Here is a 25,219-nt window from a genome sequence, read left to right as displayed (position 1 = left end):
TTTTTCCAAAGCGCATTGGAAAACGCTGTGAAGGTTTTGACGCCAGCCCTCGCATTGGGTAGCGTCGCGTGGAATACGCGCGTCTTATAACCGGAATTACTGTGAATCTAAAGGAACTCTCTCACCTTCTGGGGATCAGCCAGACAACTGTCAGTCGCGCGCTGAACGGCTATCCAGAGGTGTCCGAGGCGACGCGTGCGCGGGTTATCGCCGCCGCCCAAGCGCACAACTATAGCCCGAACACCCGCGCGCAGGGTCTGGCGACGGGTCACAGCCGCTGTATCGGGCATGTGATTTCGGTGAACGATTCGGGTGAAATGGTGAATCCGATCTTTGGTGACTTCATGGCTGGCGCGGGCGAGACATACGCCGCCCACGGGTATGACATGATGATGACCCGCGTCGGCGCACAGGATGAGTCCGACACCTACCGCAATTTGCAGGCCCGCGGTGCGGTCGACGGGCTGGTGGTCCATGCGCCGCGCAATTCCGATGCGCGCCTGCCGCTGCTCACCGAAATCGGTCTGCCCTTTGTGGTCCACGGGCGCTCAACGGGCACCGACCTCGACTACTCTTGGCTTGATGTGAACAACCGCCGTGCGTTTCAGGATGCTGCGCGCTACCTCGTCTCGCTTGGCCACAGCCGTATAGGCCTGATCAACGGTCAGGAGACGCTTGATTTCGCGATCCGTCGCCGCGAGGGCTATGTCAGCGCGTTGGCCGAGGCGGGGCTCAGCGTCGATCCCACCCTCATGGTATCGGGTGAGATGACCGAGAAGTACGGCTTTGCCAGCGCGTCTGCGATGCTCGACCTGCCCAATCCTCCTTCGGCCTTCCTAGTGTCGTCCATCATCTGCGCTGTGGGCGTGCGCCGCGCATTGGACGCGCGCGACCTGAAGCAAGGCTCGGACGTGTCCATCGTGACCTTTGACGACTGCCTCAGCTATTTCGCCAATGGGTCTGAAACGCCGGTCTTTACGGCTATGCAATCCTCGGTTCGTGCTGCGGGGGCGGCCTTGGCCCAAATGCTGATCGACCGGATCAACACGCCTGACGCCCCACATACTCAAACCCTGTGGGAGGCGGACTTTGTAATAGGCCCCTCAACCGGGCCATATAAATCACCTCACACCAAGGATTGATCATGCTGATCCACAAACGCTCAGATTTCCCCAAAGGGTTCGTCTTTGGGGCCGCGACCTCTGCGTACCAGATCGAAGGGCACCAATATGGCGGCGCGGGCCGCGCGATGTGGGACGATTTCGCCGCCACCCCCGGCAATGTGGTCCGGGCCGAGGATGGGGCCGTGGCCTGCGATCACTACCACCGCTACGAAGCCGATCTGGACCTGCTGAAAGATGGTGGGTTCGACGCCTACCGTTTTTCGACCAGTTGGGCGCGGGTGATGCCCGACGGGCGCACGGTGAACTCCGAGGGCCTCGATTTCTATGACCGGCTCACCGACGCGATGCTGGAACGTGGCCTGAAACCCTGCGCCACCCTTTACCATTGGGAACTGCCAAGCGCGCTGGCTGATCAGGGGGGCTGGCGCAATCGCGATATTGCCGGGTGGTTCGGGGATTTCACCGAGGTCATCATGGGCCGCATCGGGGATCGGATGCATTCCATCGCCACCATCAATGAATTCTGGTGCGTCGCCTTCCTGTCGCATTTCTTGGGCCATCACGCGCCGGGGCTGCGCGACATCAGGGCCACCGCGCGGGCGATGCACCACGTGTTGCTGGCCCATGGCACCAGCATCGAGCGGATGCGCGGTATGGGGCTGAGCAACTTGGGCGCGGTGTTCAACATGGAATGGGCCACGCCCGCCGATGACAGCCCCGAAGCGGTCGAGGCGGCGGCGCTCTATGATGATTACTACAATCGGTTCTACATCTCGGGTGCGTTCAAGGGCACGTACCCCGACCGCGTGGTCAAGGCTTTGGGCCAGCATTTCCCCGACCGCTGGCAGGATGACCTCGCGACCATCTCCGCACCTTTGGACTGGGCGGGGGTCAATTACTACACCCGTTCCATAATCGCGCCAAACGATGGGCCTTGGCCGCACCACAACGGCGTAGAGGGGCCACTGTCCAAGACCCAGATGGGGTGGGAGGTCTATCCGCAAGGCTTGCACGATTTTCTGGTGCGCACAGCGGCGGAGTATACTGGCGACGTCCCGCTCTGGGTCACCGAAAACGGGATGGCCAATGCCGATACGGTGTCGGATGGGGCGGTGCAGGATCAGGCGCGCATCGACTATTTCAACAGCCACCTCAGTGCGGTGCGCGAGGCCATCGCCAATGGCGTGCCGGTCAAAGGCTACATGGCGTGGTCCTTACTCGACAATTACGAATGGGCGCTTGGCTATGAAAAGCGGTTCGGGATGGTCCATGTGGATTTCGAAACGCTGGAACGCACGCCCAAAGCGTCGTGGCACGCATTCCGGCAGATGCTTGGGGCGTAAGGCGGAGGTGTCCTCCGCCTACATCCAGCGGCGCGGATCCACCGCCTGACCGGTCCGCGCGCTTTCCTGTGCGGCAATCCCCATCGCCACGGCCGCCCAGCCATCATTAAGCGATACGTCAGGCCGTGCTGTTTCCCCACGGACAAGGGCCACAAACCGCTGATGCTGGTAGAACGTCGATCCATTGTGATCCCCGGCTTCGAGCAGGGTGGGATCCACCGGAATGTCGTGCGACACCGGCCCCTGCGGCGTGCGCGGCGAGGTGACCAGCTTGGCTACCGGAGCTGCCCCCAGATGCGCAGGCCAGAACCGACCGGGGCCTGGCACGAACGCCTCTATCTTGCCGTTGGGGCCAACGGCGGACAACTCTTCCTGATAGGCGCTGCCTTCAGCGAACATGCACAATTCCAGCATCGCGCGGGTGCCGTTCTCAAAATCCACAATCGCATATCCGCTGTCGATGATATCCGGCGTCTCGCCCTCATATTTCTCGTCCAGATGGTTGACCGCCTGACTGGCTGAGGCCATCACGCGCACCGGGTCCGAGCCAAGCGCAAGCCGCATCAGATCAAAGAAGTGGCAGCATTTTTCGACGAAGGTGCCGCCCGTGAACCGATTGAAACGGTTCCAATCACCGACCTTTTGCAGAAACGGAAAGCGGTGTTCGCGGATTGAGAGCTGGCGGATGCCACCGGTGGCGTCACTCGACTTAGCTAGAAACTCCGTGATGACCGGCATGTAGCGGTATTCCATCGCAACCCAGATTGGGGCGGGGTAGCTGTCGCGGAACGTGGCCAGCCGGGTCGCATCGGCGGGGTCCGTGAACAGCGGCTTTTCGACCAGCAGGGGCAGGGGGCGTGTCGCGGCGATCTCCTGCATCTGGTCGACATGGCAGAAGTTGGGGCTGACGATCAACAGGCAGTCGAGGTTTTCGATTGCGAGCAGATCGGCCACGCTGTCGACCCGCATGGCGGCGGGTGCGATCGCCAGCGCACGGGCGGCCATCTCGTCATCGGGCTCGTAAAACGCGGCGATGCTCGCCTCGGGCAGCAGCCCGATATTGCGCATGTGTTCCTGCCCCATCATGCCGCAGCCGATGATCCCGTAGCGGACCTGTTGTGTCATCTTCATTCCTTACTTCAGCCGTTGGACATAGACCGCGCGGGTCGGGTCGAACCACGTGCGCGAAAATTCGATAGGTGCAGGGCGGTCGGCCCAACTGAGCCGTTCGATATACCCCGCCGTTTCGCCCTGACGGGGCGAATAGGTGTCAGGAGCCCAGTCCGGCACCGGGCCGAGCGAAACCCGATCCTCGGCCCGCTGAATCCACAGACCCAAAGTCTTGCGATAGGTGGCGTAAAGCGAATCCGACATGTTCGCCTCGGATACCGTTCCAGCGTCCGCGTCCAGCCAGATTTCCTCGACCGCGATGATTGTGTCATTCAGCGTGCGCAAGCGCCGAACGCGCGAGGCTTGTGTGGACGTGCCGAAAGGCGGCAGGTCGTCGGGTTTGTCCATCAGCGCCACATCCAGAACCTGCGCGCGGGGCAGGCCGCCGCCGTCAAGCAATTCGAGGCGAAACATTGCATAGATTGTGCCGGTATCCCCGTCCGCACGCACATAGTTGCCCGACCCCTGAACGCTGTTGATCAACCCCTTTTCGCCCATATCCCGCAGGGCTTTGCGCAGGGTGCCGACGCTTACCCCCAACTCGGTCGCCATGTCCCGTTCGGGCGGCAGCCGCGCGCCGTCCATCAACCGCCCCGACACGATATCGCGGGTGAGCAGTTCGGCGATCTGAACGTAGATCGGCAGCGATTGCGGCGTTTGGCGGGGTGTGGTCACGTGAGGTCACAAGGGGCGGCTGGTGGAAATTGATACACCATTGATCTACATCAATGACGGTGTTACGCAAGAGACAAGTTGAGACACGCGAAAGGCAGCCCATGACCATCGTTCCCATCACGTCGCCCGATCTTGACGCTGCCGAAGTGTCGTGGTTTTCGGCGTTGTGCTCGGACGATTACCAGTTTCTCGGGGTGCCGGACGGCGCGCTGCGGTCAAGCTGGGCGCATTGCTCGGACATCGTGCGTGAGGCTGAGGCGCAGGGCTTTCGCAACATTCTCTGCCCCTCGTCCTATCAGGTCGGACAGGATACGCTGTCGTTCGTCGCCGGCTGTGCCCCCATCACCGACAAGATCAACCTGCTGGCCGCCGTCCGCTGCGGAGAGATGCAGCCCATCATGCTGGCCCGCACCATCGCGACCCTCGATCACATGCTTAAGGGCCGACTGACGGTCAACATTATCTCCTCCGACTTTCCCGGCGAAAAGGCTGATAGCGACTATCGCTATCAGCGTTCGCGCGAGGTTGTCGAAATTTTGAAACAGGCTTGGACGCAGGACGAAATCAACTACGAGGGCGAGGTTTACACCTTCAAGGGGCTGACGACCGACCCCGTGCGCCCCTTTCAAACGGGAGGCCCGCTGCTCTACTTCGGGGGCTACAGCCCATCGGCGCTGGAGCTGTGCGGTCAGCATTGCGACGTCTACCTTATGTGGCCCGAACCCAAAGAGGCGCTTGAGGGGCGGATGCGCGACGTGAACGCGGTCGCCGAACGCTATGGTCGCACATTGGATTACGGGCTGCGCGTCCACATGATCGTACGCGATACCGAAGCCGAGGCGCGCGAATATGCGGACTATATCGTGTCCAAACTCGATGACGAATACGGGCAGTTGATCCGGGATCGCGCGCTTGATTCCACCTCGCTTGGGGTGTCTCATCAAGCCAAGGCGCGCGAGCTGGCGGACAAGTTCGGCTATGTTGAACCGAACCTGTGGACGGGTGTGGGTCGGGCACGCTCGGGCTGTGGTGCGGCACTGGTCGGTTCGACCGATCAGGTCCTGTCCAAGATCGAAGACTATCAAAAGATGGGCATTCGCGCCTTCATCTTCTCGGGCTATCCCCATATCGACGAGGCCAGGCACTTCGGCACGCGCGTTCTGCCGCAGTTGAAAACCTGTTCTTTGCCCCATGCTTATGGGCGGGTGCCTGACAGCGCGCCCGCAACACCACTTGCCGCAGGAGAACGCCGCTGATGGATCGCGTCGAACTATCTGATCAAATTGAATTTTCGCGCCTCGTCTACGGGATGTGGCGTATTGGCGATGACACAGATACGACCACCGGCCACGTGCAGGCCAAGATCAACGCCTGCCTCGATCAAGGCATCACCACCTTTGATCAGGCCGACATCTATGGCGGGTATGTCGCCGAGGCGATCCTTGGTGAGGCGCTCAAGGCCGACAAGGGCCTGCGCCCCAAGATGGAGATCGTGACCAAGTGCGATATCGTGGCCCCTGCGGGTCGCTATGCGGATGCGCCGGTCAAATATTACGACACCAGCCGCGCCCACATCATGCAGTCGATCGAGAATTCGCTGAGCGATATGGCGATCGACCATATCGACCTTCTGCTGATCCACCGACCCGACCCGTTCATGGATCACCATGAAACCGGTGCCGCGCTGGACGAGGCGGTGGCCAGCGGCAAGGTGCGCGGGGTTGGTGTATCGAACTTTCGCCCCTATGACTGGACACTGCTGCAATCGGCGATGAAAACGCCGCTGCTGACCAACCAGATCGAGATTTCATTGGGCGAGATCAGCCCCTTCACCAATGGCGATCTGGCGTTTCACCAGCAAAACGGCCAGCACCTCATGGCGTGGTCGCCTTTGGGTGGCGGTGGGCTGATGTCGGGCAGTGACAAGCTGCACAAGGTGATGGACGAGTTGGCAGGTGCCCATAGTGTCGACCGGGCAGCGGTGGCTGTCGCCTTTCTTCTGACACATCCCGCTGGCATCCTGCCTGTGATGGGGACCAATAATTTGGATCGGATCAAGCGGATCAGTGACGCGCTCAAGGTCACGCTGGACCGGCCGACATGGTTCCGCCTTTACGAAGCAGCCCTTGGACACGAGGTAGCGTGATGACAATGCAGGACCCGAACCAACCCACCACCTTTTCTCCTGATGCCGAGACGGGGCGCATGTTGCGCGATGCCTTTGGCAAGTTTGCCACCGGGGTCACAGTGATCACCGCCACAAGCGCGGATGGCCCGGTGGCCATTGTCGCCAACAGCTTTTCGTCCGTGTCACTCGACCCGGCGCTGGTGCTGTGGTCGGTAGATCGCGCCGCACGCCGGTTTCCATATTTCGGTAGCGCTGATCACTACGCGATCCACGTTCTGGCGGTCGAACAGGGTGATCTGTGCAAGCAGGTCGCGCGTGATGCCCATGCACTCAAGGATTTGCCGTTTACGCTGAATGCGGATGGTGTTCCGCTGATTGATCATTGCCTTGCGCGCTTTGAATGCCGCAGAGTGGCGGCACATGACGCGGGCGATCACGTCATCATTGTCGGTCAGGTCCAGCGGACCGAGATGCGCGATGGCGATCCGCTCACGTTCTTTGCTGGCGATTTCGGCAAGCTGGCACTCTGAGAAGTACACGGCCCGCACCATCGGTGCGTGCCACACGACCCGCCCGCGGGGTGAAAGCGGAAAATGGGCCACGGTGGACTAACTGCCGGGCGACCGACAAAAGGGAGGGCCCGCATGGGCTTACTACTGACGGTGCTTGCACCGCTCAGCGCAGTGAATGCGTTCGTGCTCAGGATTGGGCGCGGGATAGGCATCATCGCCATCGCCTTTATGGTTGCCGCCATTCTCATTCAGGTCGTCGCCCGCTATCTTTTCAACAACGCGCTGCCGTGGCCGGATGAGGCCGCCCGATTCTGCATGATGTGGATGACCGGTTTGATGGCCCCGACCGCCTTTCGGCGCGGCGGCTTTGTCGCCTTGGATATGATTTCCGGCTTCATGTCATCGCGCGTTGCTGCCGTTTTGTCCTTGATCCTGCTGCTGATCTCGCTCCTGATCCTGATCGTGGCTGTCCAAATCGGGTTCAAGGAAGTCACCGGTTTCGGCGGCCGCTTTGCCACTGCATCCCTGTATCTGCCCACCTTCGATGGCTGGTTCCGGGTGCCGCGCAGCTGGATGATGTTGTCGCTGCTGGTCGGGGTGATCCTGTTGCTGGTTGTGAACATCGAACTGATCCTGCGCAGCCTCGTGCAGATGATGGGGGGCGGGGATCAGTTACCCGATCTCGACCTGCCGACAGACATGCAGGGGGCCGAATGAGATGCTGATCTGGTTTCTGCCTCTGTTCCTGCTGTTCCTGCTGATCGGCTTGCCGGTGTTCTTTGGCCTGCTGGCCGCACCCGGTTTGCTGCTCTGGATGAGCGGGCAGGAAAAGGACATCACCCTGCTTTATCGCAACGTCTACAACGGGATGGATAGCTTTCCACTGATGGCGATTCCGTTCTTCATGCTGGCGGGCGAGTTGATGAACAAGGGCGGGATCACGATCCGGCTTGTCCAGTTTTCCCAAGCCCTGATGGGCCATTTGCGCGGCGGGCTGGCGCAGGTGAACGTGCTGTCCTCGATCCTGTTCGCCGGGCTGTCCGGCTCGGCGGTCGCCGACACGTCCGCACTCGGCTCCATGCTGATCCCAGCAATGGAGAAAGAGGGCTACACCCGCCGCTTCGCGGCCGCGATCACGGCTGCGTCCTCCGTCATCGGCCCTATCATTCCGCCATCGGGCATCATGATTATCTACGCCTACGTCATGGGCGAAAGCGTGGCGGCCCTGTTTCTTGCAGGCATCGTGCCGGGTATCTTGGTTGGTGTGGGCTTGATGGTGATGATACGCGTGACGGCGGACCGTTATGACCTGCCTGCAGCCAAGAAGGTCGAGTTTGACGGCGTGGAACTGGGCGCGCTCGAAAAGTGGGTCAGCTTCGCGCTGGTGCGGCTGAACATCGGGCTGCTGATCTGGGTGATCGCACCCTTGCCAGACACAAATGGCCTGATGGCATGGGTGACCTTCGCAGCCGCCATCGCGGTGGCGCACGCTTTGATGCTGGCCTTGCGCACGCAGGTGTCATCCGAGTTCCGCACGATCTGCAAACGCGCCATCGTGCCGCTGCAAACCCCCGTGCTGATCCTTGGCGGTATTCTCGGTGGGGTGTTCACCCCGACCGAAGCCGCAGCCGTCGCTGTTGCCTACGCCCTGTTCGTCGCGTTCTTCGTGCTGCGCACCATGTCGCTGAAAGACCTGCCGGACATTCTCAGCCGCGCTGGTTTGACCTCGGCGGTTGTGCTGCTGCTGGTCGGCGCGGCCATGGCCTTCAAGACCGTGGTGTCGCTGTCCTACGCGCCGCAAATCCTTGCGGATTACATTCTGACGCTGTCGGAAAACCCGCTGATCCTGCTGTTCCTGATCAACCTGTTGCTGTTCATCGTGGGCATGTTCCTCGATGCCGGGCCCGCGATCATCATCCTAGGGCCGATCCTCGCGCCGATCTTCACCGATCTGGGGGTCGACTCGATCCACTTCGCGATCATCATGTCGGTGAACCTGACCGTGGGGCTGGCAACACCGCCCATGGGGCTTGTGCTGTTCGTGGCTGCTGCCGTCAGCAAGGAGAAAGTCGAAACCATCGCCAAGGCGATCCTGCCATTCCTGGCCGTCGAGGTCGCGGTGATCTTCCTGATCACCTACGTGCCGGCCATTTCCATGACCATTCCCCGCCTGACGGGGTTTGCCGATTAACCAATTTGAGTTTCAAACGGGAGGACCACCACTATGCTCAAAACGACCCTGAAAACCCTCACGGCCGCCGCGCTTGTCGCGGGCTCGGCCATGATGGCAAGTGCGCAGGACTACACGATCCGCGCCACTGCCAACTCCAACACCAATGACGAAGACTATGACGGTCTCGTCGTGTTCAAGAACTATGTCGAGGCGGCATCCAACGGCGCAATCGAAGTCGAGTTGTTCATCGGCACGCAACTGTGCAGCAACGGTGCGGAGTGTCTGCAAGGTGTGGCTGACGGCTCCATCGACGTCTACATTTCGACATCCGGTGGCGCGTCGGGCATCTTCCCATACGTGCAGGTCCTCGATCTGCCTTACCTGATGGCGGATGACCGCATCGCCGAGCACGTGCTGTCGGGCGACTTCACCCGTACGATGCGCGACATGGCGCTTGAGGATTCCGGCGACGCGATCCGCCTGATGACCATCGGCAACACAGGTGGCTGGCGCAACTTCGCCAACACCAAGCGCCGTGTGGCCGAGCCTGCAGACATGGAAGGCCTGAAAATCCGCACCGTCGTGGCGGACCTGCCGCAAGAGCTGGTCAAAGCTCTTGGTGCCTCGCCCACGCCGATCCCATGGCCCGAACTCTTCACCTCGTTCCAGACTGGCGTTGTCGAGGGCTCCAAAAACGGGATCACCGACATCATGGGCATGAAATTCCCCGATGCGGGCCTGCAATATGTGACGCTCGACGGGCACGCCTACATGGGCGCGCTGTGGTGGATGAGCAACCAGAAGTTCATGGCGATGCCCGAAGACATGCGCCGCGTCGTGGTCGACGGGTTCTATGCGCTGCAGCAGGCGACGTTTGCCTCGCCCAAGCGCAAGTCGATCCAGGCCTATGAAGAGTTCGTCGCCGGTGGCGGTGACCTCTATGTGCCCACGCCCGAGCAAAAGGCGGCCTTCGCCGAAGCGGCGGCACCTGTGAGCGATTGGTTCGTGGAAAACGTGGCGCGCGGGGATGAGATCCTGTCGGCTTTGCAAGAAGCCGTCGCAGCCGCCGAAGCGGACGTGAACGCAGCACGGGATGCGGATCTGAACTGAGGTCGGGCGGACGACACGTCCGCCTTACGGCAAAACCGGGAAGGGCCGCCGTGTAAGGGGCGGCCCTTTATATGATTGGAAGGCGGATTTAAGGGGCAAGCCGACTATCTATGACTTGGTTGTTGGCTATCTTCTCTGAGTTGGGTGCGTACAAAGTCAGATAGCGCACGACCTTCTACGCGGCGTGTTCTAAGGCAATATTCAACATTCGAATTCTTGCAGGTTGACGACCAGAGGGCGTAAACGTTGCTAAATATCTCAACTATAGTTGTGCAGCGGTCCGACTCATCATCACAAGACAAAGTCAATCTTTGGGGAGCGTTCGTGTCCTGAAAGGATACGGCACCGTCCAGGTTTATCGGCAATCCTTCCGTTGTTGTGAGGCTGAATTCAAGTGGAAGGTGTCGCTGTTCATGCCGTAGTTCATTCGCGCAAGCTTTTTTGCTCCATTCCTGAGTGAGCAATGCGCAGATTTGAGTGGATACCAGATACTCACCGTAAGTTCCGTAGGCTCCCAGATCTAATTTAATGCTTTGTACATTTGCCGGTCTTTCCTGGTTGCCCGCAAAGTCGGCAAGCGCAGCCTTGTATTCGAGTGTTGCAAACCACCGAGATCTACCAAAAAGCCTAGCATTGTAACGATACCGCGGAAGTGGGTCCGCGTCGTCGCCAAGAACACTGATGTCTTGCATGGCGACGGCCGGGACTGAAAATGCGAAGCCATTCATCTGAAAGAAAAGATCGCTTGCAAGAAATTTCGGATCGGGTAGGTCCTTGTCATTGGAAGAAAACAGCCAGACCCACGCCCCCAAAATGGCAAACACGACGAACGCTATTGCCTGTACCGCTCTGACCTTCATGCTGTCTGCTCCGTAAACGCCTAAGGACCTGTATACTTACTCGCTGTGCAGCCCTTGAGCAGTAGATCATTGATTTACTAGGATTTGCGCGTTGTGGCGGCAATTGAAACAAATCTGCATTGGATTCAAAGCAGTCTTTGATGCCCGCTTGGCGAACGTGATCGGGAACCCCGTTTCAATTACACATTCAAGTCCGTATCACCCTGCACCACCCTTCCCATCACCCCGATCCCCTGCCAAACTCACCGAAACGGATACATCCACACCTTGTAGTCAGCGACCAGAATATGCGCCCGATTGATCTCTTCCTGCGTCATCTTCTTGACCACTTCCTCAAGCGAGATGGCCGCGTCCGGGTCACCGCCGATGGCCGAGAGGGTGTACCACATATAGGCGCGCACGAGGTCGGGGGCGGGCATGCCGCGGCCCACTTCGTAGTACCAGCCGACCCCGGATTGCGCGCCGGGATGCCCCTTCATGGAGCTGCGCAGATACCACTCGAACGCCCGCTCGTCGTCCCGCTCGACCCCGAGGCCGAGGGCGTACATAACCCCGATCAATTCCTCCGCATCCGCATTGCCCGACCGCGCGGCGGGCCAGAGCGCCTCATAGGCGGCGGTGTACTCGCCCGCCTCCATCAGGTCACGCGCCTCTTCGATTTCGGCCATCGCGGGAAAGGCCAGAAAAACCAACACAGAAAAAACGGGGGCTATGGCAAGTTTGCGCATGTGCTGCTCCTGTGTGCATCGCCTGCGGTCGCAACCGATTTGCCGCGCCCGCTGAGCGAGGATGATTTCATCCAGCCCGACCCGGCGCAAGCCCGTCTGGGGCAGTTGTTGTTCTATGATCCGATCCTGTCGGGCAATCGCAACATCGCATGTTCGACCTGCCATCACCCCGATCTTGGCACCGGGGATGGCTTGAGCCTCGGGATCGGTGAGGGCGGGCAGGGTCTTGGCAAGAAACGCACCGCCGGTGTGGGTGAGGATCGCATACGCAAGCGTATCCCGCGCAATGCGCCGGGCTTGTGGAACCTCGGAGCCAAGGAATTGCACACGATGTTCCATGACGGACGGCTCAGCATCGCGGACACGTTCGAAAACGGCTTCAACTCCCCGGCTGAGGAATGGCTGCCAGGAGGCCTCGACAATCTGCTGGCCGCGCAGGCGATATTCCCGCTGGTGGCGCAGTTCGAAATGGCCGGGAACCCGAAGGAGAATGAGATCGCGGGGGCCGTGCATCAGCGCATCGACTATGCGTGGCCGATCATCGCGGATCGCGTGCGCCATGTCCCGGCCTATGCCGATGCTTTTGCCAAGGTGGTGCCGCATATCGAGACCTCCGAGGATATCGCCATCGCCGATATCGCCAACGTGCTGAGCGCGTTCATGATCTGGGAGTGGACCAGTTTCGATAGCCCCTTTGACGCCTATCTCGTCGGAGACGAGGCCGCGCTCGGCCCCGATCAGCGCGCCGGGCTTGATCTCTTTTATGGCAAGGCGGATTGCGTGTCTTGCCACGCTGGCCCGTTGATGTCGGACCAGGGCTTTCATGCCCTCGGCTTACCCCCGTTTGGCCCCGGGCGCACGCGTCGCTTTGATCCGATGGTGCGTGATGTGGGGCGGATGGGCGAAAGCGATGATCTTGCCGACGCCTATGCGTTCCGCACGCCGATGCTGCGCAACGTGGCCCTGACCGCGCCCTATGGGCACAACGGGGCCTATCCGACGCTCGAAGGGATCGTGCGCCACCATCTTGACCCGGTTACCGCGCTGGATGCGTGGACACCGGACATGGCAGCCTTGCCAGACGTGCCTTGGTTGGCCGGTATCGACTTCATGGTTCAGCAGGACACGCGCGAGATGGCGCGGCAGCGGGCAGTAATCAAGGTGCAACCTCTGGCGCTGAGCGATGTCGAGGTCGATCAGATCGTTGCGTTTCTCGGCAGCCTGACAGGGACGACGGCCAAAGCGGGGCGGCTCGGCGTGCCCGAAGCTGTGCCCAGTGGCCTGCCCGTCGATCCACGCCTGACGGACTAGCGCCCCTTCCAGACCGGATCGCGCTTTTCGGCAAAGGCGCGTGCGCCCTCAAGCTGATCTTCGGAGCGATAGAGCGTCTCGACCGTCGGCAACTGGCTGCGGGTGATGCGGTTCATTGCGTCCTGAAACTTGGCGTCCTCGGCATCGCGCACGATCTCCTTGATCGCGGCATAGACCAGCGGCGGACCAGAGGCGAGCAGTCGGGCCAGTTCCCACGCGCGATCCATGAGCGCGGCACCCGGCACGATCTCATTCACCAGCCCCCACCGGTGCGCCTCTTCGGCATCGAACCAGCGGCCGGTCAGCAGCAACTCCATCGCGATATGATAGGGGATCCGCTTGGGCAGTTTGACGGATGCGGCATCGGCCACCGTACCGGAATGGATTTCAGGCAGCGCGAAACTGGCATGATCAGCGGCCAATATCATATCCGCACTCAGCGCCAGTTCCAGCCCGCCGCCACAAGCGATCCCATTCACCGCCGCAATCACCGGCTTGTTGAGGCGGGGCAGCTCCTGCAAGCCGCCAAAGCCACCCACGCCATAGTCGCCGTCCACCGCATCACCGTCCGCGGCAGCCTTCAGATCCCAACCGGGGCAAAAGAACTTTTCGCCGCCCCCGGTGATGATGGCCACCCGCAACTCCGGATCATCGCGAAAGGAGGCAAACGTCTCGCCCATGATTTTCGAGGTCGCCAGATCAATAGCGTTGGCCTTGGGACGGTCCAGCGTCACCTCAAGGATGGCACCGTCACGTTTGGTCTTGATGGGGCTCATGGGTCGGGGCCTTTCTGTATCAATGCGTCGACGGCGACGGCGCGGGTGGGGGTGCAGATCAAGGGGTTCACTTCAACTTCGCTGAGGGTGGTGCGGTGCGCAAGGGCATAGGATTGCAGGGCCATGACCGCCGCCACGATGGCGTCGATATTGGCAGCCGGTTTGCCGCGATAGCCACGGATAAGGGGCGCGCATGTGAGGGCGTGCAAGGCCTCCAAAACGTCCACCTCGCGCACGGGCAGCAACAGCGCGCGTATGTCGCGCAGAAGCTCGGTGAAGATACCACCTGCGCCAAGGGTCAGGACAAAGCCATGGGCGGGGTCGCGGGTGATCCCGATCAGCAATTCAACAACGCCCTCGTTCACCATCTCCTCAATAAGGATCTGGGGTGTTGCGATCCCTGTGACCGCATTCGACACATCCTCAACGGCGACGTTAAGGTGCACGGCCCCCGCTTCGGTCTTGTGCGCCAACCCGACGCCCTTGACCGCAAAGGGTCCGGTCATGTTGCGGGCCGCAGCAGCAACCTCCGCGGCGGTGCCGAGATGGTGGCCCGGGATCGCAATGCCGAACCCTGCCAGGGCCGCCTTTGCGTCCGCCTCCGTCAGCGTCATCGTCTCGCCTTCGGAACCCGGCGGACAAACAGGTAGGGGATGTGGCGCGCCCACCTGTCCGGCCGCTTCGATCGCAACCAGCGCCTCGCGCAGGCCACAAAACGGCACCACGCCGCCCTCCATCAACTGGCGCGCGGTGGCGGGTGGCATCAACTCGGGCAAGGTGGACACAACGCCGAAGGGACGGCCCGTTTCGGCGCGCACCTGCAAGGCAGCCTCGGTCGCACAGGCCCAGTCGGACGGGTCGGCCACAGGGTAGTCCACCACGGACAAGGTCATATCAATGTGATCCCCGGTCATCGCGCCCCATGCTCGCGCCATCGCATCGGCATCGCGCCAGATATAGGTGTGATAATCCAGCGGATTGCTCAGCGCGACCATCGGGCCAAGGGCTGTTCGCAAGGCGTCACGCTGATCCGGCTCGAGCGTGGGGAAATGCAGAGACGTCCCGACCGCCATATCCGCCATCAGGCTTGCCTCACCGCCCGAACAACTGATGGACGCAATACTGGCACCCTCAAGTCGGCCATACATATGCAGCAGTTTCAACGTCTCGACAAAGTCGGGCAGGGTGTGGACACGGGCAATGCCCAAACGCGTCAGCAAGGCCTGCGCGCCTGCGTCACTGCCCGCAAGCGAGGCGGTGTGGGACACCGTTGCCTGTTGCGCCTGATCGGATGCACCAACCTTCAAGGCGACCAGCGCCACACCCCCGGCATGGGCTTTGGCCGCCAAAGCCTCCCATTCCGCGATATTTCCAAACCCTTCGATATGCAGGCCAATTGCACTCACGCGGGTATCCTCCAGCAACGCCATCGCGATCTGAGCTTGCGAGGTCTGGGCCATGTTCCCGCATGTCACCGCATAAGCGACAGGCAAGGCGCGCTGCTGCATGGTCAGATTGATGGCGATGTTGGAACTCTGGGTCAGGATGGCGACACCATCAGGGACGGGCGCGCACCCATGCTGGTCGGGCCATAACAACGCGCCGTCCAGCGCATTGATAAAGCCATAGCAGTTGGGCCCCAGAACAGGCATGCCGCCCGCCGCTGCGATCAGCTGATCCTGCAAGCCAACCCCCATGGCATCCTCGGCATCGGCCTCGGCAAAGCCGGAGGCGAAGCACACAGCACCCCCGGCCCCCATGCGCGCCAGGTTCCCGACGATCTCGACGGTGGCATGGCGATTGACGCCGATGAAGACCGCATCAGGCGGCTCGGGCAGATCGTTCAGACCCGGAAAGGCACCATGCCCCGCCACCATCACAGCCGATGGATGCACAGGCCAGATCGCCCCATCAAAGCCAAAGCGCTCAAGCTGATCAATGACGGCAGCACACCACGCACCGCCGCCCACCACGGCCACAGACCGGGGGCGCAACAAGCGGTTCAGATCACGCACGCGCACCCCTCCTTTTCATTTTCATTGTTCCACAAACATGCCGGGGAGCGCGAGGGGCTGGCCCCTCGCTCCTGTCGGATGGGCCTGGCCCATTCGAAAATCGGGAGGGCACGCCCACATCAAGCCCCCAGAGGGCGCAACATATCGCGGCTGATGATATGGCGCTGGATCTCGCTCGTCCCGTCCCAGATCCGCTCAACCCGCGCATCGCGCCAGAACCGCTCAATCGGGAAGTCGTCCATCAGCCCCATGCCTCCAAAAATCTGCAAGGTGGTGTCAGTGACACGGGCCAACGCCTCGGAGGCATAGAGTTTTGCGGACGCGATCTCGCGATTGGACGGCAGGCCCTGATCCAGCCGCCAGGCCGCGGCCAGGGTCAGCCAGTCTGCCGCGTCAATCTCGGTGATCATGTCGGCGATCTGGAATCCGACACCCTGAAACTTGCCAATGGGCTGGCCGAATTGCTTGCGCTCGGCCGCATAGTGGAGCGCATAGTCAAAGCAGCGCCGCGCCCGTCCCACGGAAAACGCTGCCACCGTGATGCGGGTCGCATAAAGCCACTCGTTCATGACTGCGAACCCGCCATCAACCTCGCCCAGCACTTGCGCATCTGGCAGGCGGCAATCGTCAAAATCGAGGATGCAATTCTTGTAGCCCTTGTGACTGACCGAGTTATATCCCTCGCGCACCTCGAAGCCCGGCGTGCCGCGATCCACCAAAAACGTGGTGATCCGCTTTTTGGGGCCCTTGGGGCTCTCATCCACACCCGTTGCAATAAAGACGATAAAGAAATCCGCGTGATCCGCACCCGAAATAAAGTGTTTCGAGCCGTTGATCACCCAATCCCCGCCATCGCGCAGGGCGGTGCATTTCATGCCCCTTACATCTGACCCCGCGTCCGGTTCGGTCATCGCAAGCGCATCCATCCGCTCGCCGCGCACAGCAGGCAGCAGATACCGCTCGCGCTGATCACCCTCGCAGGCCATGAGGATATTCTGCGGGCGGCCAAAGAAATGGGTCAGCGCCATAGACCCACGGCCCAGCTCGCGCTCGACCAGCGTGAAATCGAGATGACTCAGGCCGGCACCTCCGACCTCTTCGGGGAAGTTGCAGGCGTAAAAGCCCAGATCAATCACCTTGCGCTTGATCTCTTGCCCTAATTCGTGCGGCACATGGCCGGTGCGTTCGACTTCGGCCTCGTGGGGATAAATCTCCTTTTCCACAAAGCTGCGCACGGTCGAGACGATCATCTCTTGCTCATCGCTAAGGCCGAAATGCATGGGGCAGGTCCTTTTTACACGGATGGGCAGATCAAAGCGCAACTTGCGTCACTCGACTATGCAGAGTTATGGCTTCATCATGCAAAGTTCGCCAAAATCCCAAGCCCCGCCGCAGCAATTCGACCTTCTGCTGTTCGATCAATTCTCAAACCACTGTCTGGCCAACACGGTGGAGCCGCTGCGCGCCGCCAACACCCTGTCTCAGCGCACGCTTTATGAATGGCGGTTTTGCACGATGGACGCGCAACCCGTGCGCAGCTCCAGCGGGATGGAGGTGACGCCGCATGTTGCGCTTGGCGACGCACGGGGGAGCAGCCTCGTCGTGATGCCGTCCTACGGTGTGCGGGCCCTGGACCATCCGAATGTCATCCGGCCCTTGGCGCGCGCGCTGGCGCGATATGACATGCTGATCGGGATGGACACGGGCAGTTGGTTGTTGGCGCGCGCGGGCGCGCTTAGCGGGCGGCGCGCCACGATCCATTGGGATGTGCTGGACAGCTTTGCCGAGGCGTTTCCCGACATCGACACGGTGCGCGACCGTTTCGTGGTGGATGGTACCCGGCTGACCTGCTCGGGGGCGATGGCGGCATTTGACCTGGTGGCCCACCTCATATCCGAACATCACGGGCCCCTGCTGGCGCTTGAGGTTGCGCAACTGTTCATGTCGCACGAGGCCACGGCACGTCCGCTGAACACGCCGATACGGGCCGGGCGGACGGTTACGCGCGCCATTGCGATCATGCAGGCCCATCTGGATCAGCCCATCGCCATATCCACCCTCGCCCGCAACCTTGGCTGCACACAAAAAACCCTTGAGGCGCGGGTGCGGGAGGCCATGCAAATGACGCCACAGGCGCTTTATCGGCGGCTGCGCCTGAACCACGCGCTGGCGCTGTTGCAGGGCACAGATCAACCCATTTCGGAAATTGCCGGTCGCTGCGGCTATGACACGCCGAGTGCGCTCAGCCGCGCCTTTCGGGCGACCTTTGATCGGACCCCAAGCGCTGTGCGCGGGGCGGCATGATCACTTGGCGTTGAAGGTGAACAGGGCTTCGCCCGCGATGGTGTAACCATTGATCAACGCCGCCGCCTTGTCCGAGGTCAGCCATCCCTCAAGGGTGGCCACAAGGTCCGCTTTGACATGGGGGTGCCGCGCGGCGTTCACCGGCAGAAACGCGTATTGATTGAACAGTTCCGGGTCGCCTTCGAACAAGACGGTCAACCCGCCCTTGTTGCCGAAGTTCAGCCAACTGGCGCGATCCGACATGATGTAGGCGTCCATACCCGAGGCGGTATTGAGCGCTGCGCCCATGCCCGCGCCAACAGCATTATACCAGCCCTCAAACGTTGCTGTATCGCGTCCTGCGGCGGACCAGAGCGCGCGTTCCTTGTTGTGGGTGCCGCTGTCGTCCCCGCGGCTGATAAAGGAGGCTTGAGCCTCTGCGATCAAAGAAAGGGCCGTGGCCGCGTCCGGTGCCGCGCCGATGCCCGCAGGGTCGGCGACGGGTCCGAGCAGGACAAAATCATTGTACATGATTTCGCGACGGTGGGTGCCTGCGCCGCTTTCCACAAATACCTCTTCGGCGGCGCGGGCATGGACGAGGATTGCATCCACGTCCCCCGCACGTCCCAGTTTCAGGGCCTGCCCTGTGCCGACGACCAGCAATTGCACCTCGATCCCGGTATCTGCGGCGATCTCGGGCAGCAGGACATCGGACAGGCCCGAGTTGTGAAACGAAGTGGTCACAGCCATGCGCAGCGCCTCAGCGCTGGCCATGGGAACCCAGACAAGCAGCGCAAGCAGTCCAAGGAGGTGTTTCATATCTGTGCCTGTAATTGTCGAACGGGACGGGGGTCACTCACCCTGAACATAGCCCGCCTTGGGGCACACGCAACGCCAAGCACACGTCAAATCTGACAAAACCAAGGCGGGAAAAAACCACCATAGGTTTGTAACTGTTGCGTTTGGGCACTAGGCAAATCATCGCCTACCCCGTATGCAGATCAAGCCCGGGGGGGCACATTTGATCAGGATACCCTGATGCTTCGGAATTTGATGGCAGCGCTGGCTGCTTCGGCATGTTTGTTGACCCCCGCGCACGCGCAAGAGCGCGAGCGGTTGGGTTATGGGCGACTGATCAGTAACGACTTTTTCGGTGATGGCGAAGATCGCTGGCGCACCGGCGGTTTTCAATCTTCGCGTGTGTGGGGGCCTGCCTGGGGCGGTGTCGCACCCGAAGGGTTCGGGCAATTGCTTGAGCTGCGCTTGGGGGCCGAAATCCTCGCACCCGACGACATCCGCACCCCGGTTGAAAACGACCGCCAATATGCCGGCGCTTTGACTGTCGGGCTGCACACCCATTTTCAGCGCGGGCAAACCGAATTCTCGGTGGGCGGCGATCTTGTGTTTATCGGGCCACAAACCCGGCTGGACGAATTTCAGGACGCGTTTCACGACACATTCAACATCCGGACACCCTCGGATGCGATCCGCGATCTTCAGGTCGACAACTCGATCAACCCGACACTGGTGGCGGAAGCAGGCCAGCAGTTCGCCCTGAGTGATCGCACCACGCTGCGCCCCTTCATCGAGGCGCGCGCGGGCAACGAAACGCTCCTGCGGGCAGGGCTCGATCTGACCTTTGGGGCACTTGGGCAGGACGAGTTGTTGGTGCGCGACAACACCAGCGGGCATCGCTATCGCGCGATCACGGGGGACTGGACCGGGTACAGTTTCGTCTTGGGCGCGGACGTGGCCTATGTCGGCGACAGCGAATTTGTCACCTCCGCCAGCACGGTCACGATGGAAGACAGTCGCGAGCGGTTGCGCGCCGGTGTGATGTGGCAGGGCGGTTCGGGTGTATCGGGCTTTTACGGCGTCACTTACCTCAGCGAAGAGTTTGAAGAACAAGACGAGGGTCAGGTCATCGGATCCATTCGTTTTCGGGTGTCGTTTTAAAGTCGCCCACATTAGGCGGGTGTGCCTGTTGAGCAACTACTTTAAGTAGATATGGCAACCTGCTGGAATCTGACACAATTTCTAACTTCCCTGCCGGTACGCGGTTTGTTAGCCTTTTGTTAATAAAAAAAGTTGAGGCAGACAGAGCAGTGATGAAAACGGGCTTTCGAGGCACGTTCGTCATATCTTGGTCGCAAACAGAAGTAGATGGGCTTGAGGGCGCACCATTGCCGTCCCTGACGGTGGGTGCAGCATGGGCATGGCGTGGGGACGCTGTGCGCGTTGATGGTCCGCGTGATGTTTTGCGTTTGGATGGGGCAGACGGGAGTGAAGCGATGCGGCGGCGCGCCGCGCGCATGGTGCATCGGTTGGTGGGGGCTGCGTTGGACAACGCGCCGATCCATCCCCTGGATGCAGAAGATGACACCGCGATAAGCGACAACAGCTTTGTCGTCACGGACGGTGCCAAGAGTTACACGGTGACGTTGATTGATGTGGGATCACGCGGGCAGCCGCTGTTGATGTTCCTGGATCATATTCCACCGCGCAATGTGGATTTGTGGGTCGTGCATCACACGCTCAACACCTCGCCCGGTGACAGCACGGGGGATGGTTCGGGCGGTGTGATCTGCTTTACCCCCGGCACCTGGATCGACACGCCCGAAGGGCCGCGCCTGATCGAAGATCTTCGGCCCGGCGATCAGGTCCAGACCAAGGACAGTGGTGCGCAGACCATCGAATGGGCGGGGTTCCGGCGGATGACCGGCGCGCGTCTCTTTGCGATGCCGCGCCTGCGGCCCGTGCGCTTTGCCGCCGGTGCCTTGGGCATCGAGAAACCGGATGAGGAATTGCTTGTCTCGCCCGAACATCGGATGCTGATCAAGGGCGACGTGGCCCGGGATCTGTTCAACACCCCCGAGGTTCTCGTCGCAGCCAAGGATCTGATCAACGGCACCACGATCACCGTCGACTTGCAGGTGCGCGAGGTCACATATGTGCATGTGCTGTTGCCGCGTCACGAGATCATCCGCGCCAATGGCGTCGAAACCGAGAGCTTTCATCCCGCCAATACCGCGCTTTCGACCTTGGACGATGACGATCGGGTTCGGCTGCTCGAGCAACTGCCGAACCTCGAATACGACCCGCACACCTACGGCACCTACGCCCGGCGCAATATCAGCGCGAGCGAGGCGGCGATCCTGATGCACGCCGCCTAGCGCGCTCAGCTTGGTGCGTTTATCAGCGCGCTGAGCACGGCCTTGGCGCTGTCACTGGACCAGTCGGCATCCCCCCGCAGGCGCGCGATTTCCTGACCTTCAGGGTTGATGATGACAGTGATGGGCAATCCAAAAATGCCCATCTGCGCAGCCAGCGTTTGCTTTGGATCCTGATGGCGGGGCAGGTTGTCGATGCCGGTGTCGGCGAAAAACTTGGAAATCCCGGCGGGCGAATTGCGCCCGGTCGCGATGGTGACGACCTCGAAATTGTCGCCCCCGAGCTCGGTCTGCAATTCCGACAGCATCGGCATTTCGTGCCGACAAGGCGCGCACCATGTGGCCCAGAAATTCAACAGGATGTACTTGCCCTCAAAATCCTCGAGCGTCGCGGTGCCTGCATCGTCAGCCAGATCAAAGGACGCATTCGACACCGCCTCAGGCGTGGTGTGAAACACGAGTTTTTTCATATCCCCGGTGCGCAGGCCCGCCGCGGTCGTGACATCGCCGTGGGCAGGAATTGCGCCCAAGGCCAAGGCCATGTAGAGGGCGGCAGCAACAATTCTTTTCATCTTCACTCCTCAAGGTGGGCGAACCCATGACCGACAAACCTGCAAACGCCCCCGCCAATCCGCAAGACGGTGCCAACCAAATGTGGGGGGGCCGGTTTGCGGCAGGGCCAGATGCGATCATGGAGGCAATTAATGCCTCGATCGGATTTGACCAGCGCATGGCGTCCCAGGACATCGCAGGCTCACGCGCCCATGCGGCCATGTTGGGCGCAACGGGCATCGTGAACCATAAGGACGCAGAGGCGATCCGGAAAGGCCTGCTCACGGTCTTGTCAGAGATTGAGGGCGGGACATTCCAGTTTTCGACCGCTTTGGAAGACATCCACATGAACGTGGAGGCACGCCTGAAAGAGATTATCGGCGAACCGGCGGGCCGTCTGCACACGGGCCGGTCACGCAACGATCAGGTCGCGACCGATTTCAAACTGTGGGTCCGCGATCAGTTCGATGCTGCCGAAGGCGCGCTGCTGTCGCTGATCGACGCGCTGCTGGAGCAGGCCGAGGCGGGCGCGGACTGGGTCATGCCCGGCTTTACCCATCTGCAAACCGCCCAACCCGTAACATGGGGCCATCATATGATGGCCTATGTCGAGATGTTCGGCCGCGATCTGTCCCGTGTGCGCGATGCACGCGCGCGGATGAACGAAAGTCCGCTCGGGGCGGCCGCCCTTGCGGGCACGTCCTTTCCCATTGATCGGGACATGACGGCACAGGCCCTTGGTTTTGACCGCCCGTCGGCCAATTCGCTCGATGCGGTCAGCGACCGGGATTTTGCCCTCGATTTCCTCAGCACGGCCAGCATTTGCGCCATGCACCTTTCCCGCTTTGCCGAGGAATTGGTGATCTGGTCCTCCGCCCAGTTCCGCTTTGTGACCCTGTCGGATCGGTTCTCCACCGGATCGTCCATCATGCCGCAAAAGAAAAACCCTGACGCCGCCGAGTTGATCCGCGCCAAGGTGGGGCGCATTTTCGGGGCCAACACGGCGTTGATGATGGTGATGAAGGGGCTGCCGCTCGCCTATTCCAAGGACATGCAGGAAGACAAGGAACAGGTTTTTGACGCCGCAGACAACTGGATGCTGGCGCTGGCGGCAATGGACGGGATGGTGCGCGACATGAGTGCGAACCGCGAACATCTGGCGGCGGCTGCCGGGTCCGGCTTTTCCACCGCCACGGATCTGGCCGACTGGCTGGTGCGCGTGCTGGGTCTGCCCTTCCGCGATGCGCATCACATCACCGGCAGCCTCGTGGCGCTGGCCGAAGAAACGGGCAATGACCTGCCTGATCTGAGCCTCGAGCAGATGAAATCCGTGCATTCTGACATCACCGCGGATGTTTTCGATGTTTTGAGCGTGGAAAATTCGGTCGCATCGCGTACATCTTACGGAGGGACCGCGCCTGCGCAGGTGCGTGCCCAGATCGCCCGCTGGCAGGAGATGTTGTCATGACCCGAACCCTTCTTGTCCTTGCATGCCTTGCCTTGGCAGCCTGTGGCGCGGATGGAGACCCGATCGAGCCCGCCGGATCGGTCGCGATAGGGATTGGCTCCGAAGGTCTGAGCGCAGGTGGCTCCATCGGCCTGCGCCGCGGGCCGCTGCAAGTTGGCGTGGGTATTTTCTGATCATGGCCCCGATGCGCATGATCTACCTCGCCCTTGCCATCTGGGGCGCGATCCATCCGATGTATTATTTCATCAGCTGGTTCAATGCGAACGGCTATGACCTGATGGCGATGGTCGATGCGTGGCACGTGAATGCCGCGACCAGCGGGCTGGTCTGGGATCTGACGATTGCCGCTGTGACCCTGACGATCTGGATCATCTCCGAGGTGGCGGTGCGCCGCAACTGGCTGGCGCTGATCGCGATCCCGGCCACGTTCTGCATCGGGGTCAGCTGCGGTTTGCCGCTGTATCTGTTCCTGCGGTCTCGCCCGGTCACCTGACCCGCGTCAATCTGTGAATTGAACTGGGCTGCGTTCCCGCCTAAAGGCGTGTGATGGATCATTTTCTCTATCGCGATGGCGCGTTGTACGCCGAAGATGTGCCGCTGGCCGAGATTGCTGCGAGCGTCGGCACGCCGTTCTATGTCTATTCGACCGCCACGCTGCTGCGCCACTTCACCCTCTTTGACGAGGCGCTGGCGGGCATGGACCACCTTGTCTGCTACGCGATGAAGGCGGCCAGCAATCAGGCGATCCTTAAGACGCTGGCCCAAGCCGGTGCCGGCATGGATGTGGTGTCGGGGGGCGAATACATGCGCGCCAAGGCCGCGGGCGTGCCGGGCGATAGAATCGTGTTTTCGGGCGTCGGCAAGACAGCGGATGAAATTCGCCTCGCGCTGACGGGGGGCATTCGCCAGTTCAACGTCGAATCCGAACCCGAGATGGAAGTGCTGAACCGCGTCGCGGGCGAAGTCGGGGTGCGCGCCCCCATCACCATCCGCGTCAACCCCGATGTGGATGCGAAAACCCATGCCAAGATCGCGACCGGCAAATCCGAAAACAAGTTTGGCATCCCGATTGCGCGCGCCCGAGAGGTCTATGCCCTGGCTGCCTCGCTCGCAAACCTCGAGGTGATCGGGATCGACGTGCATATCGGCTCGCAATTGACCGATTTGGCCCCTTTTGAGCTGGCCTATCAAAAGGTGGCCGAGCTGACCGAGGTGCTGCGCGCTGATGGGCACACCATCAAGCGGCTCGATCTGGGGGGCGGTCTGGGCATCCCTTACGCGCGCACCAACGAGGCACCGCCGCTGCCCACGGATTATGGCAAGCTGATCGAACGTACCGTGGGCCATTTGGGTTGCGAGATCGAGATTGAACCGGGTCGCCTGATCGCAGGCAATGCGGGACTGATGGTCAGCGAGGTGATTTATGTCAAATCAGGCGAAGGGCGCGATTTCCTGATCCTTGACGGCGCGATGAACGACCTGATCCGCCCGGCCATGTACGACGCCTATCATGACATCATCCCCGTCATCGAACCCGCCCCCGCCACCGACCATGTGCCTTATGATATCGTCGGCCCGGTCTGCGAATCCGGGGACACATTTGCCAAACAGCGTATGATGCCGCCGCTCAATGCGGGCGACCTGGTCGCCTTCCGTTCGGCAGGGGCTTATGGCGCGGTGATGAGCAGCGAATACAACACCCGCCCCCTCATCCCGGAGGTTTTGGTGAACGGCGATCAATACGCGGTGATCCGCGCACGTCCGACCTTTGACGAAATGATAAATCGAGATACCATTCCAGAGTGGCTGTGATCCGTTTCG

General features: G+C 61.1%; 25 protein-coding genes. 16 read left to right on the top strand and 9 right to left on the bottom strand.

Features of this window, described 5'->3' with window-relative positions:
• Positions 1-101 precede the first annotated feature (101 nt).
• Positions 102-1,142: a substrate-binding domain-containing protein gene (locus Q0908_RS10790; RefSeq protein ID WP_299283851.1), complete on the top strand. Its 1,041-nt coding sequence runs from the start codon at positions 102-104 to the stop codon at positions 1,140-1,142.
• 2 nt (positions 1,143-1,144) lie between these two features.
• Positions 1,145-2,467, top strand: a complete 1,323-nt coding sequence (locus Q0908_RS10785; RefSeq protein ID WP_299283849.1) for a GH1 family beta-glucosidase — start codon at positions 1,145-1,147, stop codon at positions 2,465-2,467.
• An 18-nt stretch (positions 2,468-2,485) separates the two neighbouring features.
• Here the strand turns inward: Q0908_RS10785 and Q0908_RS10780 are convergent, their stop codons facing one another.
• A complete protein-coding gene (locus tag Q0908_RS10780) occupies positions 2,486-3,592 on the bottom strand; it encodes a Gfo/Idh/MocA family oxidoreductase (RefSeq protein ID WP_299283847.1) in 1,107 nt (368 codons plus the stop codon).
• Between the two features lie 9 nt (positions 3,593-3,601).
• Positions 3,602-4,312: a GntR family transcriptional regulator gene (locus Q0908_RS10775; protein ID WP_299283845.1), complete on the bottom strand. Its 711-nt coding sequence runs from the start codon at positions 4,310-4,312 to the stop codon at positions 3,602-3,604.
• Between the two features lie 101 nt (positions 4,313-4,413).
• Here Q0908_RS10775 and Q0908_RS10770 point away from each other — a divergent pair, with 101 nt between their 5' ends.
• The 6 genes from Q0908_RS10770 (at position 4,414) to dctP (ending at position 10,235) form a co-directional block, all read left to right on the top strand.
• Positions 4,414-5,568 (top strand): LLM class flavin-dependent oxidoreductase, encoded by a 1,155-nt coding sequence (locus Q0908_RS10770; protein WP_299283843.1) that lies wholly within the window; start codon positions 4,414-4,416, stop codon positions 5,566-5,568.
• Positions 5,568-6,458, top strand: a complete 891-nt coding sequence (locus Q0908_RS10765; RefSeq protein ID WP_299283842.1) for an aldo/keto reductase family oxidoreductase — start codon at positions 5,568-5,570, stop codon at positions 6,456-6,458. The genes Q0908_RS10770 and Q0908_RS10765 overlap by 1 nt, the downstream gene beginning before the upstream one ends.
• 5 nt (positions 6,459-6,463) lie before the next feature.
• Complete coding sequence (locus Q0908_RS10760; protein WP_299284041.1) at positions 6,464-6,970, top strand: flavin reductase family protein; 507 nt, start codon at positions 6,464-6,466, stop codon at positions 6,968-6,970.
• Positions 6,971-7,084: 114 nt separating this feature from the next.
• Positions 7,085-7,669: a TRAP transporter small permease gene (locus Q0908_RS10755; protein WP_299283840.1), complete on the top strand. Its 585-nt coding sequence runs from the start codon at positions 7,085-7,087 to the stop codon at positions 7,667-7,669.
• A 1-nt stretch (position 7,670) separates the two neighbouring features.
• On the top strand, positions 7,671-9,143 hold the full coding sequence (locus Q0908_RS10750; RefSeq protein WP_299283838.1) for a TRAP transporter large permease: 1,473 nt from the start codon (positions 7,671-7,673) through the stop codon (positions 9,141-9,143).
• 33 nt (positions 9,144-9,176) lie between these two features.
• The gene (gene dctP / locus Q0908_RS10745) at positions 9,177-10,235 is read left to right on the top strand and encodes a TRAP transporter substrate-binding protein DctP (RefSeq protein ID WP_299283836.1); all 1,059 of its coding nucleotides are present in this window, start codon (positions 9,177-9,179) and stop codon (positions 10,233-10,235) included.
• 104 nt (positions 10,236-10,339) lie between these two features.
• On the opposite strand, the gene Q0908_RS10740 is transcribed toward dctP, so the two are convergent.
• Positions 10,340-11,095 (bottom strand): hypothetical protein, encoded by a 756-nt coding sequence (locus Q0908_RS10740; RefSeq protein WP_299283834.1) that lies wholly within the window; start codon positions 11,093-11,095, stop codon positions 10,340-10,342.
• A 242-nt stretch (positions 11,096-11,337) separates the two neighbouring features.
• Positions 11,338-11,823, bottom strand: a complete 486-nt coding sequence (locus Q0908_RS10735) for a tetratricopeptide repeat protein (RefSeq protein WP_299283832.1) — start codon at positions 11,821-11,823, stop codon at positions 11,338-11,340.
• Here Q0908_RS10735 and Q0908_RS10730 point away from each other — a divergent pair, their 5' ends adjacent.
• Entirely contained in the window at positions 11,824-13,134 is a 1,311-nt protein-coding gene (locus Q0908_RS10730; RefSeq protein WP_299283830.1) for a cytochrome c peroxidase, read from the top strand.
• Here the strand turns inward: Q0908_RS10730 and Q0908_RS10725 are convergent.
• The 3 genes from Q0908_RS10725 to Q0908_RS10715 form a co-directional block, all read right to left on the bottom strand.
• Complete coding sequence (locus Q0908_RS10725) at positions 13,131-13,910, bottom strand: carnitinyl-CoA dehydratase (protein WP_299283828.1); 780 nt, start codon at positions 13,908-13,910, stop codon at positions 13,131-13,133. The two genes, Q0908_RS10730 and Q0908_RS10725, sit on opposite strands and share 4 nt — an antisense overlap.
• A complete protein-coding gene (locus tag Q0908_RS10720) occupies positions 13,907-15,925 on the bottom strand; it encodes an acetate--CoA ligase family protein (RefSeq protein ID WP_299283826.1) in 2,019 nt (672 codons plus the stop codon). The genes Q0908_RS10725 and Q0908_RS10720 overlap by 4 nt, the downstream gene beginning before the upstream one ends.
• A gap of 119 nt (positions 15,926-16,044) precedes the next feature.
• Entirely contained in the window at positions 16,045-17,205 is a 1,161-nt protein-coding gene (locus Q0908_RS10715) for an acyl-CoA dehydrogenase family protein (RefSeq protein WP_299283824.1), read from the bottom strand.
• A 79-nt stretch (positions 17,206-17,284) separates the two neighbouring features.
• On the opposite strand from Q0908_RS10715, the gene Q0908_RS10710 reads away from it, so the two are divergent.
• The gene (locus Q0908_RS10710) at positions 17,285-18,229 is read left to right on the top strand and encodes a helix-turn-helix domain-containing protein (protein WP_299283822.1); all 945 of its coding nucleotides are present in this window, start codon (positions 17,285-17,287) and stop codon (positions 18,227-18,229) included.
• Here Q0908_RS10710 and Q0908_RS10705 read toward each other — a convergent pair whose 3' ends face one another.
• Positions 18,230-19,027, bottom strand: a complete 798-nt coding sequence (locus Q0908_RS10705) for a substrate-binding domain-containing protein (RefSeq protein ID WP_299283820.1) — start codon at positions 19,025-19,027, stop codon at positions 18,230-18,232.
• Between the two features lie 219 nt (positions 19,028-19,246).
• On the opposite strand from Q0908_RS10705, the gene Q0908_RS10700 reads away from it, so the two are divergent.
• Together Q0908_RS10700 and Q0908_RS10695 are read left to right on the top strand one after the other, a co-directional pair.
• Positions 19,247-20,164: a lipid A-modifier LpxR family protein gene (locus tag Q0908_RS10700; protein ID WP_299283818.1), complete on the top strand. Its 918-nt coding sequence runs from the start codon at positions 19,247-19,249 to the stop codon at positions 20,162-20,164.
• Positions 20,165-20,316: 152 nt separating this feature from the next.
• The gene (locus tag Q0908_RS10695; RefSeq protein ID WP_299283815.1) at positions 20,317-21,381 is read left to right on the top strand and encodes a Hint domain-containing protein; all 1,065 of its coding nucleotides are present in this window, start codon (positions 20,317-20,319) and stop codon (positions 21,379-21,381) included.
• A gap of 5 nt (positions 21,382-21,386) precedes the next feature.
• On the opposite strand, the gene Q0908_RS10690 is transcribed toward Q0908_RS10695, so the two are convergent.
• Positions 21,387-21,950, bottom strand: a complete 564-nt coding sequence (locus Q0908_RS10690) for a TlpA disulfide reductase family protein (RefSeq protein ID WP_299283814.1) — start codon at positions 21,948-21,950, stop codon at positions 21,387-21,389.
• An 80-nt stretch (positions 21,951-22,030) separates the two neighbouring features.
• Between Q0908_RS10690 and argH the strand changes: the two genes are divergently transcribed.
• Genes argH through lysA form a run of 4 tightly spaced genes read left to right on the top strand, consistent with a single transcriptional unit; the run spans position 22,031 to position 25,210 of the window.
• Positions 22,031-23,398, top strand: a complete 1,368-nt coding sequence (gene argH / locus Q0908_RS10685; protein WP_299284039.1) for an argininosuccinate lyase — start codon at positions 22,031-22,033, stop codon at positions 23,396-23,398.
• Positions 23,395-23,571, top strand: a complete 177-nt coding sequence (locus Q0908_RS10680; RefSeq protein ID WP_299283812.1) for a hypothetical protein — start codon at positions 23,395-23,397, stop codon at positions 23,569-23,571. The genes argH and Q0908_RS10680 overlap by 4 nt, the downstream gene beginning before the upstream one ends.
• A gap of 2 nt (positions 23,572-23,573) precedes the next feature.
• Positions 23,574-23,891 carry a DUF2834 domain-containing protein gene (locus Q0908_RS10675; RefSeq protein WP_299283810.1) on the top strand — a complete coding sequence of 106 codons (318 nt, stop codon included), beginning with the start codon at positions 23,574-23,576 and terminating at the stop codon, positions 23,889-23,891.
• A gap of 53 nt (positions 23,892-23,944) precedes the next feature.
• Positions 23,945-25,210 (top strand): diaminopimelate decarboxylase, encoded by a 1,266-nt coding sequence (lysA, locus tag Q0908_RS10670; RefSeq protein ID WP_299283808.1) that lies wholly within the window; start codon positions 23,945-23,947, stop codon positions 25,208-25,210.
• Positions 25,211-25,219 lie beyond the last annotated feature (9 nt).

This window comes from uncultured Tateyamaria sp., assembly GCF_947494755.1.
Classification (GTDB): Bacteria; Pseudomonadota; Alphaproteobacteria; order Rhodobacterales; family Rhodobacteraceae; genus Tateyamaria.
The sequence above is the reverse complement of the archived record's forward strand: the minus strand, read 5'-3'. Positions and strand labels throughout refer to the sequence as shown.

Bases quoted from the DNA above. Each gene is read 5' to 3' on its own strand.
- Q0908_RS10785 (WP_299283849.1), top strand. From the start codon at position 1,145: ATGCTGATCCACAAACGCTCAGATTTCCCCAAAGGGTTCGTCTTTGGG.
- Q0908_RS10780 (WP_299283847.1), bottom strand. From the start codon at position 3,592: ATGACACAACAGGTCCGCTACGGGATCATCGGCTGCGGCATGATGGGG.
- Q0908_RS10770 (WP_299283843.1), top strand. From the start codon at position 4,414: ATGACCATCGTTCCCATCACGTCGCCCGATCTTGACGCTGCCGAAGTG.
- Q0908_RS10765 (WP_299283842.1), top strand. From the start codon at position 5,568: ATGGATCGCGTCGAACTATCTGATCAAATTGAATTTTCGCGCCTCGTC.
- Q0908_RS10760 (WP_299284041.1), top strand. From the start codon at position 6,464: ATGCAGGACCCGAACCAACCCACCACCTTTTCTCCTGATGCCGAGACG.
- Q0908_RS10755 (WP_299283840.1), top strand. From the start codon at position 7,085: ATGGGCTTACTACTGACGGTGCTTGCACCGCTCAGCGCAGTGAATGCG.
- Q0908_RS10750 (WP_299283838.1), top strand. From the start codon at position 7,671: ATGCTGATCTGGTTTCTGCCTCTGTTCCTGCTGTTCCTGCTGATCGGC.
- dctP (WP_299283836.1), top strand. From the start codon at position 9,177: ATGCTCAAAACGACCCTGAAAACCCTCACGGCCGCCGCGCTTGTCGCG.
- Q0908_RS10740 (WP_299283834.1), bottom strand. From the start codon at position 11,095: ATGAAGGTCAGAGCGGTACAGGCAATAGCGTTCGTCGTGTTTGCCATT.
- Q0908_RS10735 (WP_299283832.1), bottom strand. From the start codon at position 11,823: ATGCGCAAACTTGCCATAGCCCCCGTTTTTTCTGTGTTGGTTTTTCTG.
- Q0908_RS10725 (WP_299283828.1), bottom strand. From the start codon at position 13,910: ATGAGCCCCATCAAGACCAAACGTGACGGTGCCATCCTTGAGGTGACG.
- Q0908_RS10715 (WP_299283824.1), bottom strand. From the start codon at position 17,205: ATGCATTTCGGCCTTAGCGATGAGCAAGAGATGATCGTCTCGACCGTG.
- Q0908_RS10710 (WP_299283822.1), top strand. From the start codon at position 17,285: ATGCAAAGTTCGCCAAAATCCCAAGCCCCGCCGCAGCAATTCGACCTT.
- Q0908_RS10705 (WP_299283820.1), bottom strand. From the start codon at position 19,027: ATGAAACACCTCCTTGGACTGCTTGCGCTGCTTGTCTGGGTTCCCATG.
- Q0908_RS10700 (WP_299283818.1), top strand. From the start codon at position 19,247: ATGCTTCGGAATTTGATGGCAGCGCTGGCTGCTTCGGCATGTTTGTTG.
- Q0908_RS10695 (WP_299283815.1), top strand. From the start codon at position 20,317: ATGAAAACGGGCTTTCGAGGCACGTTCGTCATATCTTGGTCGCAAACA.
- Q0908_RS10690 (WP_299283814.1), bottom strand. From the start codon at position 21,950: ATGAAAAGAATTGTTGCTGCCGCCCTCTACATGGCCTTGGCCTTGGGC.
- argH (WP_299284039.1), top strand. From the start codon at position 22,031: ATGTGGGGGGGCCGGTTTGCGGCAGGGCCAGATGCGATCATGGAGGCA.
- Q0908_RS10680 (WP_299283812.1), top strand. From the start codon at position 23,395: ATGACCCGAACCCTTCTTGTCCTTGCATGCCTTGCCTTGGCAGCCTGT.
- Q0908_RS10675 (WP_299283810.1), top strand. From the start codon at position 23,574: ATGGCCCCGATGCGCATGATCTACCTCGCCCTTGCCATCTGGGGCGCG.
- lysA (WP_299283808.1), top strand. From the start codon at position 23,945: ATGGATCATTTTCTCTATCGCGATGGCGCGTTGTACGCCGAAGATGTG.